The 16,191-nt window shown below is 64.3% G+C and carries 18 protein-coding genes; 6 read left to right on the top strand and 12 right to left on the bottom strand.

Annotated features, from left to right (window positions below):
* The first annotated feature begins 223 nt into the window (after positions 1-223).
* The 5 genes from AC5PZ0_RS22975 to AC5PZ0_RS22955 all read left to right on the top strand — a co-directional run bounded on the left by AC5PZ0_RS22975 (position 224) and on the right by AC5PZ0_RS22955 (position 3,634).
* A complete protein-coding gene (locus AC5PZ0_RS22975) occupies positions 224-625 on the top strand; it encodes a hypothetical protein (protein WP_027596185.1) in 402 nt (133 codons plus the stop codon).
* 383 nt (positions 626-1,008) lie between these two features.
* Positions 1,009-1,230, top strand: a complete 222-nt coding sequence (locus AC5PZ0_RS22970) for an MbtH family protein (RefSeq protein WP_003256222.1) — start codon at positions 1,009-1,011, stop codon at positions 1,228-1,230.
* Positions 1,227-1,946, top strand: a complete 720-nt coding sequence (locus AC5PZ0_RS22965) for a thioesterase II family protein (protein ID WP_099428917.1) — start codon at positions 1,227-1,229, stop codon at positions 1,944-1,946. Before AC5PZ0_RS22970 ends, AC5PZ0_RS22965 begins: the two co-directional genes overlap by 4 nt.
* A gap of 57 nt (positions 1,947-2,003) precedes the next feature.
* Complete coding sequence (locus AC5PZ0_RS22960; RefSeq protein ID WP_238211240.1) at positions 2,004-2,555, top strand: hydrolase; 552 nt, start codon at positions 2,004-2,006, stop codon at positions 2,553-2,555.
* A 26-nt stretch (positions 2,556-2,581) separates the two neighbouring features.
* Positions 2,582-3,634: a DUF1615 domain-containing protein gene (locus AC5PZ0_RS22955; protein ID WP_275745537.1), complete on the top strand. Its 1,053-nt coding sequence runs from the start codon at positions 2,582-2,584 to the stop codon at positions 3,632-3,634.
* A gap of 98 nt (positions 3,635-3,732) precedes the next feature.
* Here AC5PZ0_RS22955 and AC5PZ0_RS22950 read toward each other — a convergent pair whose 3' ends face one another.
* The 9 genes from AC5PZ0_RS22950 to AC5PZ0_RS22910 form a co-directional block, all read right to left on the bottom strand.
* A complete protein-coding gene (locus AC5PZ0_RS22950; RefSeq protein WP_027596189.1) occupies positions 3,733-4,602 on the bottom strand; it encodes a metal ABC transporter substrate-binding protein in 870 nt (289 codons plus the stop codon).
* Positions 4,599-5,498, bottom strand: a complete 900-nt coding sequence (locus AC5PZ0_RS22945) for a metal ABC transporter permease (RefSeq protein WP_027596190.1) — start codon at positions 5,496-5,498, stop codon at positions 4,599-4,601. Before AC5PZ0_RS22945 ends, AC5PZ0_RS22950 begins: the two co-directional genes overlap by 4 nt.
* Positions 5,495-6,244: a metal ABC transporter ATP-binding protein gene (locus AC5PZ0_RS22940; RefSeq protein WP_027596191.1), complete on the bottom strand. Its 750-nt coding sequence runs from the start codon at positions 6,242-6,244 to the stop codon at positions 5,495-5,497. Before AC5PZ0_RS22940 ends, AC5PZ0_RS22945 begins: the two co-directional genes overlap by 4 nt.
* Positions 6,241-7,143: a metal ABC transporter substrate-binding protein gene (locus AC5PZ0_RS22935; RefSeq protein WP_099428922.1), complete on the bottom strand. Its 903-nt coding sequence runs from the start codon at positions 7,141-7,143 to the stop codon at positions 6,241-6,243. Before AC5PZ0_RS22935 ends, AC5PZ0_RS22940 begins: the two co-directional genes overlap by 4 nt.
* A gap of 16 nt (positions 7,144-7,159) precedes the next feature.
* A complete protein-coding gene (locus AC5PZ0_RS22930) occupies positions 7,160-7,729 on the bottom strand; it encodes a DUF6162 family protein (RefSeq protein WP_099428923.1) in 570 nt (189 codons plus the stop codon).
* Between the two features lie 26 nt (positions 7,730-7,755).
* A complete protein-coding gene (locus tag AC5PZ0_RS22925; RefSeq protein ID WP_027596194.1) occupies positions 7,756-8,076 on the bottom strand; it encodes a hypothetical protein in 321 nt (106 codons plus the stop codon).
* Positions 8,073-8,612 carry a PA2404 family protein gene (locus AC5PZ0_RS22920; protein ID WP_099428924.1) on the bottom strand — a complete coding sequence of 180 codons (540 nt, stop codon included), beginning with the start codon at positions 8,610-8,612 and terminating at the stop codon, positions 8,073-8,075. Before AC5PZ0_RS22920 ends, AC5PZ0_RS22925 begins: the two co-directional genes overlap by 4 nt.
* Positions 8,609-9,802, bottom strand: a complete 1,194-nt coding sequence (locus AC5PZ0_RS22915) for a PepSY-associated TM helix domain-containing protein (RefSeq protein ID WP_027596196.1) — start codon at positions 9,800-9,802, stop codon at positions 8,609-8,611. The genes AC5PZ0_RS22920 and AC5PZ0_RS22915 overlap by 4 nt, the downstream gene beginning before the upstream one ends.
* Positions 9,803-9,969: 167 nt before the next feature.
* On the bottom strand, positions 9,970-11,304 hold the full coding sequence (locus tag AC5PZ0_RS22910) for a lysine N(6)-hydroxylase/L-ornithine N(5)-oxygenase family protein (protein ID WP_493855807.1): 1,335 nt from the start codon (positions 11,302-11,304) through the stop codon (positions 9,970-9,972).
* A 199-nt stretch (positions 11,305-11,503) separates the two neighbouring features.
* On the opposite strand from AC5PZ0_RS22910, the gene AC5PZ0_RS22905 reads away from it, so the two are divergent.
* Positions 11,504-11,959 carry a hypothetical protein gene (locus tag AC5PZ0_RS22905; RefSeq protein WP_027596198.1) on the top strand — a complete coding sequence of 152 codons (456 nt, stop codon included), beginning with the start codon at positions 11,504-11,506 and terminating at the stop codon, positions 11,957-11,959.
* A 132-nt stretch (positions 11,960-12,091) separates the two neighbouring features.
* On the opposite strand, the gene AC5PZ0_RS22900 is transcribed toward AC5PZ0_RS22905, so the two are convergent.
* The 3 genes from AC5PZ0_RS22900 to AC5PZ0_RS22890 all read right to left on the bottom strand — a co-directional run bounded on the left by AC5PZ0_RS22900 (position 12,092) and on the right by AC5PZ0_RS22890 (position 16,119).
* Complete coding sequence (locus AC5PZ0_RS22900; RefSeq protein ID WP_493855806.1) at positions 12,092-14,542, bottom strand: TonB-dependent siderophore receptor; 2,451 nt, start codon at positions 14,540-14,542, stop codon at positions 12,092-12,094.
* A gap of 96 nt (positions 14,543-14,638) precedes the next feature.
* Positions 14,639-15,586, bottom strand: coding sequence for a FecR domain-containing protein (locus tag AC5PZ0_RS22895; RefSeq protein ID WP_493855805.1), 948 nt, complete (start codon positions 15,584-15,586; stop codon positions 14,639-14,641).
* 2 nt (positions 15,587-15,588) lie between these two features.
* Positions 15,589-16,119, bottom strand: a complete 531-nt coding sequence (locus AC5PZ0_RS22890) for a sigma-70 family RNA polymerase sigma factor (RefSeq protein ID WP_027596201.1) — start codon at positions 16,117-16,119, stop codon at positions 15,589-15,591.
* Positions 16,120-16,191 lie beyond the last annotated feature (72 nt).

Genomic DNA, 16,191 nt, shown 5'->3' with positions numbered 1-16,191 from the left:
GGGTTCAGGTCTAGCGCTTTGTGAAATTTTTTTGCCTGGCAGGAAATAAATTGGATTTTGAGGCACTGGGGCTGCTGTGCAGCCCATCGCCGGCAAGCCGGCTCCCACAGGAACCGCGCATTCTCGTGGGAGCTGGCTTGCCGGCGATGGGGCGCGCAGCGGCCCTTTTGGCCCTAACAGGTTCGAATTGGGGCTTGATGGCGAAGAAGGCTATGCTTGCCCCATGAGCACACCACCCAACCTTCGCCAACCGTGCCCCCCTGGCGCCTGTAACTGCGGCCGCGAGCACCTGGCCGAGCAGCCGTCAGCGGCGCAGCGCATCCTCCTGCTCACGCGGCAGGAGGAGAAGCGCCTGCTCGAGCGGTTGGAGAACCTCAAGGACCTGGAAGACCTGCAGCGCCTGCAACAGCGGATGTATGAAAACCTTGGCATCCGTGTGCACATTGCCCCGGGGTTCAATGAGGTGCGGACCATGCGCGGGATCGTCATCGAGCTGGATGAACAACCGGGGCTTTGCCGCAAGACCCGGCAGTTGATACCAGCGGCGATTCGGCGGGGGTTGGAGCGTAATCCGCAGGTGGCTTATCGGTTGCTGGATGACCATGACTTGCTGCGGGGGGCGTGAGGGGATGGGGGACAGGGCATGTCTTTATTGCTTTGGCGCCTGTGAGATCGAGCGCCGCCCGCGCGGCGCTTCGCAGCACAAGGCTGCTCCTACATCTGTTTCGGGCCAGTCACGCTTGTGAGGGCGGCGCGCGACCGCCTTGTTGGTCCGACGTGATATCGAGGCGGGCGCCAATGCCTCTGGAATAATTGGCCCGAAACACCTGTAGGAGCAGCCTTGTGCTGCGAAGCGCCGCGCGGGCGGCGCTGGATCTCCCAGGCGCAGCAAAAACAACGCCATGCCCCTTTCAATCACCCCCTAATTTTCCCGCACCGCCTTACGTCTACTTGAGAACCGTCCTACGCCAAGCGCGTACCGGCACCTATCACTCAAGGAGACAGGCAATGACTTCCGTATTCGACCGCGACGATATCCAGTTCCAGGTAGTGGTCAACCACGAAGAGCAGTACTCGATCTGGCCCGACTACAAGGCAATCCCCAATGGCTGGCGAGCAGTAGGCAAGAGTGGCCTGAAAAAAGACTGCCTGGCCTACATCGACGAGGTCTGGACCGACATGCGCCCGCTGAGCCTGCGCCAGAAGATGGCCGAAGCCGCAGCGCAGTGACCTCACTGAACCTGCTGTGCCTGCCGTATTCCGGGGCCAGCGCCATGGTTTACAGCCGCTGGCGGCGCAAGCTGCCGGCCTGGCTGCAGGTGCGGCCGGTGGAACTGCCTGGGCGCGGTGCGCGCATGGGCGAACCGCTGCAGACCGACATGCAGGCGCTCGCCCGGCAATTGGCGGCCGAGCAACGCCTGGCCGCCAGCGCGCCGTATGCCTTGCTCGGTCATAGCCTGGGCGCGCTGCTGGCCTTCGAGCTGGCCCATGAGCTACAGGCGCTGGGGTGTGCGCCGCCGTTGGCGTTGTTCGCCTGCGGCACCGCCGCCCCCACCCGGCGCGAAGACTACGATGGTAAGAATTGGCGCGACCCAAAGCGCGACGATGAGCTGATCAGCGAATTGCGCGAACTCAACGGTACGCCAGAGGAAGTGCTGGGCAATGCCGAGTTGATGAGCCTGACCTTGCCGATCCTGCGCGCCGACTTTTTGCTGTGCGGCCGCTATGCCTATCGTCAGCGGCCAGCGTTGCAATGCCCGCTGCACGTGCTGGGCGGCGAAGACGACCGGGCCAGCGAGGAGCAACTGCTGGCCTGGCGCAAGGAAACCCTGGGCGACTTTTCGTTGGAAATATTCCCCGGCAGCCACTTCTTCATCCACGAACACGAAGACCGTGTGCTCGGCGTGCTGGCCGCGTCGCTTGAGCCACATCGGCTTTCGGCCTGATTGACGTCACCGCTTGCCTGGGGGAGGCTAGGCCTTTTCCCAGGCAAGGGGCAGACAATGCTGATCGATCCACACAAGGCCACGCTGCTGGTCGTCGACATCCAGGAAAAACTCATCGGCGCCATGAGCGACCCCGAAGGCACTCGGGCGCGAGCGCGCTGGTTGCTGGCGGCGACTGCGGAGCTGGAACTGCCGACGGTCATTTCCGAACAGTACCCCAAAGGGCTTGGCCCTACCTTGGCGGAACTGACCGCTGCAGCGCCTGCTGCCCAGGTAGTGGAAAAAAGCCATTTCTCCTGTGTGGCCGCCGAGTGCTTGCCGGCCAGTTTGATGGCACGTGAGCAGGTGATCGTCTGCGGTATGGAGACCCACGTCTGTGTGCTGCAAACCGTGCTCGGCCTGCTGGCGTTGGGCAAGCAGGTGTTCGTGGTCGAGGATGCCTGTGACAGCCGCACAGCAGCCAGCAAGGCCGCGGGCCTGGCGCGCATGCGCGCAGCCGGGGCGCACATCGTCACCCGTGAGATGGTGCTGTTCGAACTGATGGGCAGTGCCAGCCACCCGCAGTTCCGCCATATCAGCAAGACCTACCTGGTCGGTGAGCAGCCCTGAACGCGCGGTTACTGGCGACGGCCCTGATGGCCCTGGCGCTGCTGCAAGGCTGCGCGGGGCGTCGTGAAGAAGAGCCTGAAGCGGACCCTGCCAAGGTGCGCGCCCAACTGATGCGCTTATTACCCGCGCAAGCCAAAGACCGTGCAGGCTGGGCCAAGGACATTCAACAGGCCTTCGAAGCCCAGCGCATTGCGCCTAGCAAAAGCAACCTGTGCGCTGTACTGGCGGTGACCGAGCAGGAGTCGACCTTCAACGCCGACCCACAGGTGCCCAACCTCGGGCGCATCGCCCGCGACGAAATCGACCGCCGCGCCGCGCGCCTGCACATTCCCCGCCTGCTGGTGGATGGCGCGCTAAAGACGCCTTCCGGCAACGGCCAGAGCTACCAGCAGCGGCTGCTGGCCGTGCGCAGCGAGAAGCAACTGAGTGCGCTGTACGACGAAGTCATCGCCCGCCTGCCACTGGGCAAGACCTTGCTGGGCGGGCTCAACCCGGTGCACACCGGCGGGCCGATGCAGGTCAGCATCGACTTCGCCGAAAAGCACGCCAAGGACTACCCCTACAGCTATGACGGCACGATCCGCCAAGAAGTGTTCAGCCGCCGTGGCGGCCTGTATTTCGGCATTGCCCACCTGCTAGGCTACCCGGCGCATTACGATCGCCAGCTGTACCGCTTCGCAGATTTCAATGCAGGCTGGTACGCCAGCCGCAATGCGGCGTTCCAGGCGGCGCTGAGCAAGGTGACGGGCACCAGCCTGGCGCTGGATGGCGACCTGATTGCCCCCGGCGCGATCATGCCCGGTACCACCGAGCTGGCGGCGCGCAAATTGGGGGTGAAGCTGGGTTTGCGCAACCCACAGATACGCAGCCAGTTGGAGTCGGGTGACAGCCTAGCCTTTGAAGACAGCAAGCTGTACAGCGGTGTGTTCGAGCTGGCGGATGCGGCGGCAGGTAAACCGGTGGCGCGTGCGGTCTTGCCGGGGATCGAGCTGAAGAGTCCGAAGATTACCCGCAAGCTCACCACCGCGTGGTTTGCGGGCAGGGTGGATGAGCGGTATCAGCGGTGCATGAAGCGCTGAATGTCGATGGCCTGTGCCGGCCTCTTCCCGGCCAGGCCCGTCACCGACGGAGACCTGTGGGAGCGGGTTTACCCGCGAAGAGGCCAGTACAGGCGGCATCAGCTTTCGCTCAAGGCGCCAACCACTTGGTCAACACTGGCCTTCAACCCGGCCACCGCATCATCGGCATCACTGTTCACCACCACCAACCGGGCCCCTGCAGCCTTGATCACCTCAGCCACCGCTGGCTCCGGCTGGCGATGGTCCAGCACCAATGCCACGTCCTGACTTTTCAGGTTTTCCCCCAGCGCCTTGAGCGCCGCGGCATCCCACTTGCCCTCGGCCGGCAGCGCCTGCTCCACCACATCCAGGTTCAACCCGCTGGCCAGGTAGCCCAAGCGCTCGGACAGGCTGACCACGGTCAAGTTGTCTACCTCGGCCAGCTGGGTCTGGCTGCTGGCCGTCAGCTCCAGCAGCTGGCGCTTGAGGCCGGCCAGGTTGCCCTGGATCTTCGCCTTGTCGGCCGGCGACAACCGTTCCAGGTCATTGGCCACCACATCGGCCATGCGCCCAAGGTTGGTCGGGTTCAGCCACGGGTAGGCGCCGTAGGCGTCGTCGCCGGTCACCGCAATCCCTGGCAAGGCGCCGTCCACCGGGCGCGCTGCATCAATTTCGACGATGCGGATATTGCTGCGCCGGGCCATCGGGTAGAGGGGGTCGTCACGCCAGATCGAGCGTACACCGATCACCGCGTCGGCCTGTTGCGCGGCGTTTGCCAGGCTTTCGCCGCCGCGGCTGCTGAAGTACGAAGGTTGGCGGCTGGCCGGCAGGTTGGCAGGCGCTGCGCGCTTGAGCTGCACCGAAGTGCCGTCGAGCAGGGCCGTGGCCAGGCTGTGAGTCACGGGCAAGGTGGTGAGCACTTGCGTGGCAAAAGAGAGCGAAGGCAGGCCCGCCAGGGTCAGTGCCAAGGTCAGCTGTTTCAGGTTCATGCCGGGTTTCCTTGCAGGCGTGGAACAAGCGCGCGGGCCAGTGCGGCCAAGGCGAAGCAAATGCCGGCGACCAGAATGATCGCAGCGCCGGAAGGTACCGGCAGGTCGCAAACGATCGGCAACAAGATGCCGAGCAGGGTGCTCAGCGTGGCGATCAGCACCGAAATGAAGAAAAAGCCCTTGAGCGACTGGCTGACCAGGCGTGCCGCAGCCGCCGGAATCACCAGCAGCGCACCGACCAGAATCGCCCCGATCACCTTCACCGACGCCACCGTGACCAGGGTCACCAGCACCACGAACAGGTAGTCCAGGGTCTTCACCGCCACCCCGCGTACCGCCGCCAGTTGCGGGTTGAAACTGGCCAGCATGATGCGGTTGTACAGCGGCAAGGCCAGCGCCAGCACCAGCACCGCGACGATACCCAGCACCACCAGGTCCTGGGCGCTGACCGTCAGTACCGAGCCGAACAGCACGTTTTCGAGGATGTGCACGTTGATCTTGCCCGCCAGCATCAGCAGCAGGCTCGCACCCAGGGCCAGGGACACCGACAGGAACACGCCAATCAGCGTATCCGGCGACAACCCGGTGCGGTTACGCAGGAAGTTGAGCAGGATGCCGAACAGCAGGCAGTAACCGAACAGGCTGCCGTAAGGGCCGGTATACGGTTCGCCCAGCAGGATGCCGATGGCCACCCCCGTGAGCGCGGCATGGCCGACCGCCTCGGAGAAGAAGGCAAAGCGCTTGACCACCACCAGGGTGCCCAAGCCGCCCAGCACCGGGCCGATCATCAGGCCGGCCAACAGGGCATTGACCACAAACCCGTAGGCCAGCGCCTCGGGCAGGTAGCCGGTGTTGGCCCATTCCTGGACCAGTTGGCGAAATGCTTCAAAACTCATGAGGCAAGGCTCTCGCTGCGCGGGTGAACGGAGAACAGGCCAAGCAGGCGCTCTGGGGTCAGGGCCTGTGCGGGTGGGGCGTCGAACAGCACCTGGCGGCTCAGGCCAGTGACCCGGTCGGCCAGGCGCAGCACGGCCTCCAGGTCGTGCTCGATCCACAACACGGTGGTGCCAGCCTGGCGCCAGCCGTGCAGCAGCTGCTCGAACACCTGAATGCCCGCTTCGTCGAGGGCCGACATGGGTTCATCCAGCACCAGCAGTTGCGGCTCGGGAATCAACCCCTGTGCCAGCAGCACGCGCTGGCGTTCACCGCCGGACAGCGCGCCCATGCGCCGCTTGCGCTTGTCGAGCATGCCGACCCGGGCCAACGCGGCATCGATGGCCGGTTGCACGCGGCGTGACAGGCCGAGGAAGGCGGGCCGGCGCTGGCACATGGCGGCCATGAAGTCGTCCACGGTCATCGGCAGGCCACGGTCGAACTCTAGCGCCTGGGGCACGTAGCCGATCACTTCGTGGGGGCTCGGCCAGTGCAGGGTCAGTTGGCCCTGGTGCGGCATCTGCCCGAGTAGGGTCTTGATCAGCGAGCTTTTGCCGCCGCCGTTGGGGCCGACGATCGCATGCACGCTGCCGGCCGCCACGCTGAAGCTGACCTGTTCGAGAATGCGGGTGCGGCCCAAGGTCAGGTCGATGCCGGCAAACTCGATGCGCGGCCCATTGGCCGCGGCGAGGTGGGCGGCGGCGGTCATGCGCGGTTCTCCTGGATGGCGCGGACCACGGTATCGAGGTTGCGCTTCATCTCCACTTCGTACTTTTCCTTGGTGTAGTCACCGTAGGAAATATGCGTCAGCGGGTACAGGCGCACGCCCGATTCGCGCTGAATGGTCTCGACGTAGGCGGACGGGAAGTCCATCTCCGAGAAGATCACTTTCACGTCCAGCGCCTTGAGCTGGTCGATGGTCTTTTTCAGCTGGGCCGGGCTTGGCTCGATGCCGTGCGCCGGTTCGACCACAGCAGTGACCTCCAGGCCAAAGTCACGCACCAGATAGTCGTAGGCCGCATGGATGGTCGCCACGCGGAAGGTCGCGCTGGGCGCTTCGGTGACCTTGGCCAGGGCCTCGGCGCGCAGGGCGCGCAGGCGTTTGGCATAGGCGCGGGCATTTTGCGTGTAGAGCTTGGCGTTGTCCGGGTCGAGCTTGCCCAGTTCGCGGGCAATGTTGTTGACCTGGGCGATGGTGGTGCTGATCGACAGGAAGGTGTGTGGGTTGACCACCTTGCCGGCGCCACGCGCGGCGATGCCGGTGGCGGCCAGCAACGGCACATTCTGGTTGGCCTCGATGGTGGCGATGCCGGGTTTTTCGCTGGCCGCGATCATGCGGTCGGCGAAGTCGTCATGGCCCACACCGTTGAGCACCACCACGTCCAACGTGCCGATGCGTTTGATGTCCTCTGCGCGCGGCTCGTAGGCATGCGGGTTGAAGCCCGCCGGGATCAGCGGCACCACTTCGGCCTTGTCACCGACAATGTTGCTGACGTAGCTGTAGTACGGGTGCAGGGTAATGCCGATGCGCAGTGGCTTGCCGTTATCGGCCAGGGCCAGTGCCGGCAGGGCAAGGGCCAGGAGCAGGGCGAGGGCGGAGCGGAACATGGGGGAGTCCTTGGGTTCAGTGACGGTGTTCGCGGGTGACCCCGGCGTCGTAGTGGCTGACCACCTGTTGCCAGCCGGCGGCGATCAGGGCGGCGTGGCCCAGGTCGTCCGGCGTAACGGCGGCGCTGTCGCGGCGCAGCCACACATCCGGCTGGCCAGTGCTGTCGTCAGGCAGAATCAGCAGCAGGCTGCCGGCCACCTGAGGGGCCTGGCTGCGGCCCAGGTAGGCGCCAGTTGCCAGCCACGACCACTGGTGGCCACCGCGGCTCTGGCTGCCCGCATCGACCACAAAAGGTGGCAAGCCGTCGTCGGCCAGGGCTTGTACGCTGGGCACGGCGGCGGTTTCCTCGCGCAGCAACTGGATCTCGTCGAAGGCCACGCGCAGGTCGGTGTACAGGCCTTGTTCGGCGGGGGTCAGGTCGCGGCGGGCGTCGATCTGGTGGCTGGCGATGGTCTGTTCGTCCTCGCGTTCACCACGCAGCATCACCACCGTGGCGGCGAGCACCACGATCAGCAGGCTGACCAGCAGCACGTACAGGGTTTCGTGGCCGGCGCCGGCCGGGCGGACTACCTGGGCGCGGTTCATGGCTGGGCTATTCATGGCCGGGCTGTTCATGGTTGGGCAATGTCGGCGTAGTCGACTTCGACGACATGCCCAGGGCCTGCATCGAACAGCACGTAGAACTCACCGTCGGGGCGTTTGAAGGTGAGGGTCGAGTCGTCGCCGAGCTTGCCGCCGACCAGCACCTGCTCGTCATAGCCGATCACATCCAGGGTCACCCCAGGGGCGCCGCTGCCATCCGAGAAACCGCCGGTGCATTTGACCTGGCCGCTGGCCACTTCTTCGCATTCGCACATCGGGTTGTGGGCCAGGGCAGGGCCGGCGGCCAGTACTAGCAAGGGCAGAGCGAGCTTGCGCATCAGGTGTTTCATTTCTTGCCTCCTTGTTTCTCGAGCCAGGCCACGGTGGCGGGCGATGCCTTGGCCAGGGGGACCGAAGCCTGGTGCATGCTGCCGTCCCAGCCTTCGAGGGTGATCCAGATCTGTGCATCAGGCTGGGTGCGCGGCGGTATCAGCAGGTTGGTGCCCATGCGGTACGGCGCGCCGAAGAAAATGGTGCCAGCAGCGCGCAGGCTGCGCGGTTTGCCGATGCGCAGGTAGACGGCCTTGACGTCATTGATGCAGGCCTTGCACAGCGAGGCGCTGAACGACTTGAAATGGCCGGCCGGGCCGTCGGCGCGTGGTGCCTCGTCGCGCAGTTCGGCCAAGTTCAGGCTGTAGGGGCCGACCTGGATGTCGCTGATCATGTTCGCCCCCAGCCCGGCGTCGCCACGGAACAGCCTGGCGTTTTCGAAGTACTTGGGCATGAAACCCAGCGGGATGAGGATCAGCAGGATGTTCAGGTGGAAGCGCCATTTCAGCCACCACTGCTTGAGCGGGCTGGCGGGCAGGGTCTTGGCCTGGCTCATGGGCGGATCTCCACGGTGGTTTCACGGCTGGCCGCGCGTGGCGCACGCTCGCTGCGCTTGAGGGCGGCGGCGGTCGCCTGGGCGGTGCGTTTGGTCCAGATCAACAGGCCGCTGAACACCATCAGGGTGAGGACCAGGCCAAAGAAGAACCAGATCAGCTTGATCGCCAGGCCGCCAAAGTCGCCGGTGTGCAGGGGGCGCATGGACTCGGTGACGAACTCCAGGGCAGAGCGGTCGCTGATCAGGAACTGGCTGTCGACGTTGCTGGTGTAGGGGTTGACGGCGGCCGACTGGAACATCAGCGGGTACCAGCCGCGGCCACCCAGGGTGACATGGCTGTAGGCAGTAGCCGGCAGTGAGACGGAGCTGATCTCCAGGCCCGGGATCGCCAAGCCGGCGATGCGCGCCGCTTCATCCACATCGATGCGCGGTGCCTGGCTGCCATCGGCTGTCTGCGGCACATCCTCACGGGCGATGACCGGCACGATAGGTCGGCTGGAGATGCTGATGTTGTTGTCGAACAAAATCGCTTGGATCAGGAACCAGGTACCGGTAATGGAAATGACCGCGATGAACCAGATCGACCAAACCCCGGCCAGCCGGTGCAGGTCACCCCAGAAGATGCGTGAGCCATGGCCGGTGCGAACGGGCTTGAAGAAGCCCTTCCAGAATTTCTTGTAGACCACCAGGCCTGTGACCAGCGAGGCCAGCATCGGCAGGCCGAGTATCGAGACCAGGTACCAACCCCAGCTGAAGCCATTGGTGAAGGGCACCAGCCACCAGCCATGCAAGGCGCGGGTGAAGCCTTCGAAGTTGAAGTCCGGGCTCTTGCCCTGGATGGCCCCGGTGTATGGGTTGACGTAGAGCGTTGGGCTAGTGCCGTCGGGGAAGGTCACATCGGCGGTCAGGGCGAAGTGCGAGCCATCCGGCTGCCTCAGCGACTCCACGGCCATGTCCGGCTCGGCCTTGTGCAGGGCATCGAGCACCTGCTGGTAACTCAGGCGTTCGGCATCGCCGTCAGGCTTGCTGGCGCGCACGTCCGGGTTGGCCAGCCAGACAATCTCCTGGCTGACCACGGCGAGCATGCCGGTAAAGCAGACGATCAGCACGAAGAACCAGATCGGGAGGGCGAGCCAGCTGTGGACCAGGAACCACAACTTGGATTTGGATTTTTTCGGGGATTTGGCCATCTGATCGTCTTCTGAAATGTGTAGTCGAGCTTATGCCCAACCAAGAGGGCTGCACTTATAAAGACGAATGAGAATGGAAATCCTGCCGTTTTAAATGCAAGCAAATGTTTCAGAAAGCACAAGCCGGCCTTCGCGCAGGGCGACAGGCCGGCGAGTAAAGGCGGGAATCAGGCGCTGGTCAGGGCGACAGCCGGTTGCGAACGGCCACTGAGGCGCGACAGGTCCTGGTACAGCGCCTGGCCGATCTCGGCGGCGCGGGCGGGTAGCACCGAGAGCAAGGTGTCGCTCAAGCCGTGGCTGTTCTCGCAGAAACCTTGCAGGTAAACCGACGCCTGCAGGTCTGGGCTGGCCAGTACCCGGTAGTTGCGGTCGACGCTGAAGTCGTCCAGGTAACCCGCCAGTGGTGCCAGCAGGTCGCGGTGCGAGCGGCGCTCGTAGCCGGTAGCCAGGATCACCGCATCGTAGCGGTGGGTCTGGTGCTGGCCAGTGGCGAGGTCGCGCAGGGTAAGTTCCAGGCCTTCGCGGGTGGCCACCACCGCTTCCACCTGGCGCCGGCACAGCACGTTGTGACGGAACTGGTGGGCGACCTTCTGGCGGTAGAGGATGCCGTAGATGCGTTCGATCAGGTTCAGGTCGACCACCGAGTAGTTGGTGTTGTGGTACTCGCCCAGCAGCTTGCTGCGTTGGTCGGCCGGCTCGTTGTAGACCAGGTCGGTATAGCCTGGGGAGAAGATCTCGTTGACGAACGGGCTGTCGTCGGCCGGCTTGAGTGCCGAGCCGCGCAGGATCATGTCGACCTTGACCGACGGGTAGCTGTCGTTGAGGTCGATGAAGGCCTCGGCGGCGCTCTGGCCAGAGCCGATCACCGCGATGCGCATCGGCTTGCCTTCAGTGCACGGCAGTTTGTTCAGGCTGCTGAGGTACTGGGAGTGGTGGAAGACGCGTGGGTCATCTTTGAAGGCGCCGAACTTTTCCGGAATTTTCGGCGTGCCGCCGCTGCCGACCACTACCGAGCGCGTGCGGCGGCTGTATTCGCGGCCTTGTTGGTCACGCGAGACCAAGCGCAGGTGCTCGACCCGGCCGGCCGTCACTTCGGGCTCGATGCGCACCACTTCTTCGCCGTACACGGCTTGGGTGGCGAAGTGCTCGGCAGCCCAGCGCAGGTAATCGTTGTACTCCAGGCGGCAGGGGTAGAAGGTGCCGAGGTTGATGAAGTCGGCCAGGCGCTGCTTCTGGTGCAGGTAATTGACGAAGCTGTAAGGGCTGGTGGGGTTGCGCAGCGAGACCAGGTCCTTGAGGAACGAAATCTGCAGCTCGCTTTGGGTCGCCAGGGTCTCGCCGTGCCAGCGGTAGTCTTTTTGCTTGTCGATGAACAGCGCGTCCAGGGCATGGCCCTGGGATTGAGCGAGCTCCTCCAGGGCGATGGCCAAGGCCAGGTTGGAAGGGCCGAAGCCCACGCCGATCAGATCTTTGATTGTTTCCTGCTGTGAGGACTGGCTCATGGCTGCGATTCCCTGAATGGTCGAATGTGGACGCCCGCCGGGGCTCCGGCTCCTGCGCAAGTACATGTGTTGGAACGAGCCACACGAGGGGGAATTTACTGGTGGGGTTACAGGGTTTTGTCACCGCTGGCTAAAGAACTGCGTCCGGCGGCCGATAGGGGAGCCAAGGCAAGGACTCACCTGAAGGCAGGGAATCGGCATGACAGCAATATCTTTGAGTAACCTCCACATCAACGGTGTTTCCGCCCAGGCGATGAGCGCCGCGGCGGCCGCCGAGCGCGAGCAGGCCAAGCAGGCCGCGCAGAGCGAAAAAGGCGGGCCTTTGAGTATCAGTGGCGACACCTTGAAGGTGGGTGGCGGTGGCCAGGCGGAGTCGGCCCAAGGCAGCGAGAGCAGCGACGAGTCGGCAGCGGTGCAGCAGTTGCGGCAGATGATCAAGGAACTGCAAAAGCAGCTGGCTGAAGAGCAGAAGCAGTTGGCCGCATTGATGGCATCGAAGATGGAAGAGACTGCCAAGGCCGCTGCGGTGAGCGCCAAGCAGGCCAGTATCGCTACCCTGACTGGGCAAATCATGCAGGCGACCGCGCAACTGCTCGAAGCGCTTCAAGAGAGCGGTGGCAGCAGCGCGGGTGGGATGGTCAGCACCCAGGCCTAGGCCCTAACTGACAGGCCTAGGGCTGTTTGTAGGAGCAGCCTTGCGCTGCGAAGAGGCCAGTGCAGGCCCCTCACATCTAGGCCTTATGCACCGGCCTCTTCGCAGCACAAGGCTGCTCCTGCACCCGCAGCCTCAGAAATCCCAGCGGGTCGTGACCATCAGGTTGCGTGGCTCGCCGTAGTAGGTGGTGTCGAAGTTGCCCAGCCCGGTCAGGTACACCTTGTCGAACACGTTGTTGGCATTCACCGTGAAGCTCAGGTGCTCGCTGTACTGGTAGCGGGTCATCAGGTCCACCAAGGTGTAACCCCCTTGCTTGATGCGCGTGTAGTCGCCAGCCGTCGGGCTGTAGATATTGCCGTAGAACGCGCTCTGCCAACGTAGCCCACCACCGACGGTGACACGGTCCAGCGCGCCGGGCAGCCGGTAGGTGTTGAACAGCCGCGCCACATGCTCAGGCTTGGTGGTCGCCAGCGGGAAGCCGAACAGGCGGTTGTCGTCGGCGTCGCGGGTACGGGCGTAGGTGTAGCCGGCGGTGATGTTCCAGCCCGGGGCCAGTTCACCGGCCAGCTCCAGTTCGACGCCCTGGGTCGTGGCGCCGTCGATCGCTTTGTAGATGCCCTCGTTGGTGACCGGGTTGGTGCCGACGGAGGAGGCGACGTTGTCTTGTTCGATCCGGAAAAACGCCAGGGTAGCGTTGAGCCGACCATCGAAATAGGCCGCCTTCAGGCCCGCTTCATAACCATCGCCTTCCACCGGGTCGAGGGTGGCGCCATTGACGTCCTTGTACACCTGCGGCTGGTAGATCGAGGTGTAGCTGGCGTACACCGAGTAAGTATCGTCCAGGTCATAGACCACGCCGGCATACGGGGTGACGACGCCGTGTTGCTTGTAGCTGGCGTGGGTGTCATCCAGGGACGAGGTCGGGTAGTAATCCTGGTCGTCGTTGTATTTGAAGGTGCTGACCCGGGTACCGAGGATCAGCGACAGGTTGTCAGTTGGCCTCAGGCGCGTGGCCACGTAAGCGCCGTTCTGGCTCTGGGTGGTGGTGTAGTCGCCGTTTTTCGGGAAGTCCTGTACCGCAATCTTGCCGTTCCAGTCGAAGATCGAGCCCGGTACCTGGGCGAAGGCACTGCCGTCGAAGGTGTCGCCGGTCTGGCGCGAATGCGAGGTCATGAAGCCTGCGACCAGGTCATTCTGGCGGCCGAACAGGGTGAAGGGCCCGGACACATTCAGGTCGGCTGTGTTCTGCACACGGTGGCCTTCCCAGCGCCCCCAGTAGAAGAACATGTCTTCGCCGGTTGTAGGGTTGGGGTTGCCGCCGCTGGCCGAGGCCAGGCGGGTGTCATGGTCGCTAATCATGTGGTTGAGGCTGAGCTTGACCTTCCAGTCATTGGCCAGGGCCTGCTCCAGCGAGCCGAAGTAGGTGGTGGACTGAAAGTCGCGGCGGCTCCAGTCGGCACCTGGGTTGTGCGAACGCGAAAAGTCGGTGCGGCTGCCGTCGGCAAAGTAGGTCGGGTTGCCAGTCCAGGAAGCGCCACGCGGCGTGGTGGTCTGGTTGTCGATGCCGAAGGTCAGCAGGGTGTCGGGCGTCAGGTCGGCTTCGAGAATGCCGTAGTAGACGTCCTTCTTCTGTTTGTAGTGATCCAGGTAAGACTTGCGGTCCTGGTACGCGCCGACCAAGCGGCCGCGCACGCTGCCGCTGGCGTTGAGCGGGCCGGCGATATCACCTTCGGTGCGGTAGTTGTCCCAGGAACCGGCGCTGGCGGTGATCGAGGCCTTGAAGTCGTGGGTGGGCTTCTTGCGGATCAAGTTGACCGTGGCGGAGGGGTCACCGGAGCCGGTCATTAGCCCGGTCGCGCCCTTGATGACCTCGACGCGGTCGTAGGCGGCCATGTCGACGTGGGTCGCACCTTCGTCATAGACCCCGTCATAGATGGTGTTGACGCCATCGTACTGGTAGTTGGTGATGGCAAAGCCGCGTGCGGAGTATTCCATGCGTTCGCTGTCATATGCCTGCACCGACACCCCGGGCGTATTGCGCAGCACTTCGCCGATGTCTTGCGAGCCGTGATCGTCGATCGCCTGGCGGGTGATCACGCTGACGGACTGCGGCGTTTCGCGCAGGGTCAGCGGCAGCTTGGTCGCGGTGGTCGAACCGCCGGTGGTGTAGGCGCCAGTGCCTTCGGTGATGTTGCCCAGACCCTGGCCGTCGATGCGGCTGGGGGCCAGCTCCACCACGTCACCCTGTTGGTGGGTTTGCAGCAGCGAGTAGCGGCCGTCGCTTTCCTGTACGGCCTGCAGGCCAGTGCCGCTCAGCAGCATCTGCAGAGCCTGGTCCACCGGGTACTGGCCACTCAAGGCGGGGGAGCGTTTGCCGCGCGTCCATTGGGTGTCGAACGACAAGACGATGCCAGACGCTGCGGCAAACCGGGTCAGTGTCTCGCCCAGGTCGCCCTGCGGCAGGTGGTAGTCATGCACTTGCGCGGCACAGGCTGCGCCTGGCCCACCGAGCAATGCAGTCAGCAACAGGCAGGTGCGCAGGTCTGGCGCGCTGAACGGCCTGAGAGTGAAGCGGCAGGTCATCGTCGTTGTTCTCTGAAAGGTAAAGAGTCAGCCAGGGCTGGGGTTACCTATGAGTCGGATGAGCCGCAGCAAAGTGATCAGGCCTTGGCCATTTTTTTATGCGGCGGTGACGGTGACCCAGTAGCGGGTGCGGGCCTGCACCTGCACCGGCAGGGACGTGGTCAGCGCCCGCAGTATCTGGTCGGTGTCATTGAGCCGGTAGGTGCCGCTGATGCGCAGGCCGGCCACCGAGGGCGCGCAGCGCAGCCAACCGGGCCGATAGCGCGCGAGGTCGTTGATGAAGGTGTCGAGGCGCTGGTCGTTCACGATCAGCAAGCCGCGGCTCCAGGCGTCTGCGGCACTGGCCAAGGCCTGCACGGCAGAAAAGCCCTGGCCATTGAACTGGCAGCTCTGGCCGCTGTTCAGCGCCATCGCCTGGCCAGAGGCAAGCGCCACGCGTGCTTGTTGGCCAAACACCTCGAGCTTGCCGGCGTCGTCCAGCAGCCGCACGGAAAAGCGGCTGTGGCCAGCCTCTACGCTGCCGTGCCGGGTCACCACGCTGCAGCGTTGCTGCGCGGGCACCTCGACCATGATTTCGCCTTGGCGCAGCCGCACCGACGGCTGTTCGCGGGTCTCGTCGATGTCAACGGAGGAGGCGGTGTTGAGCAGCACCGTGCTGCCGTTTTTCAAGGTCAGCCAGCGCTGTTCGCCCACGCCACTGCGCACGTCTGGCAACAGCGGCGCGTGCTGCATTTCGCGATAGCTGCCCAAGCCCAGGGCACTGCCCCCAAGCAACACCAGGCCGGCTTTGACCACACGGCGGCGGGAGGCGTGGCGGCCGTGTGCGGCCACGGCCAACACCCGCGTGGTTGCCGGGGCATGGGGGGTGCTCATGCGTGTCTGCAAGCGCTCGGCTTGCTGCCAGGCCCAGGCATTGACCGGGGTAGCGTTCAGCCACGCCTGCCAGGCACTGTACTCGCTGGGCTGCGCTTCACCGCTGTTGAGCTGGCTGTACCAGTGCGCGGCCTGGCGCAGGGCCGCGAGTTGCTCGGTACTCAGGGCCATGCTCACTGGCCGTGCGTCAGGCTGTAGATCATGCAGTGCTCGGCCGCCTTGGCAACGTAGCGGCGCACCGTCACTTCAGAGATGCCCAACTGGGTGGCGATGTGTTTATAGGGCAGGCCATCGACCTGCGAAAGCAAGAACGCCTCACGCACCTTGGTGCCAAGCGCTGCCAGCATCGCATCGAGCTCGAACAAGGTCTGCAGCAGGGCAACACGCTGTTCTGCCGAGATGTCCAACGCTTCGGGTTGCTCGGCCAGTACCTGCAACCAGGCCCGTTCCAGGTGCACGCGGCGCAGGTGGTCGATCATCAGGCGACGGGCGATGGTGGCCAAGTAGCCCTTGGGCTCACGTACCGCTTCGAGCTTGGCCGCAGCGTCGGCGGCCGACATCACCCGAACGAACACGTCCTGCACCAGGTCCGCGGCCAGGTGGGTGCAGTTGACCCGGGGCGTCAGCCAACCGTGCAGCCACTTGCTCTGCGCGCGGTAGAGCTGGGTGACTTGGGTATTGAGGGCTACGTCCGGGGTGCTCATCCATGCCGCCTGAAAGAGTTGCAAATGTTAATGGTTCGCATTTTATGCAAACTGTTTCAGGCTTGGCAATGA

The organism is Pseudomonas sp. 5.2 (assembly GCF_059025405.1).
This window is presented reverse-complemented; position numbering and strand designations above follow the sequence as displayed.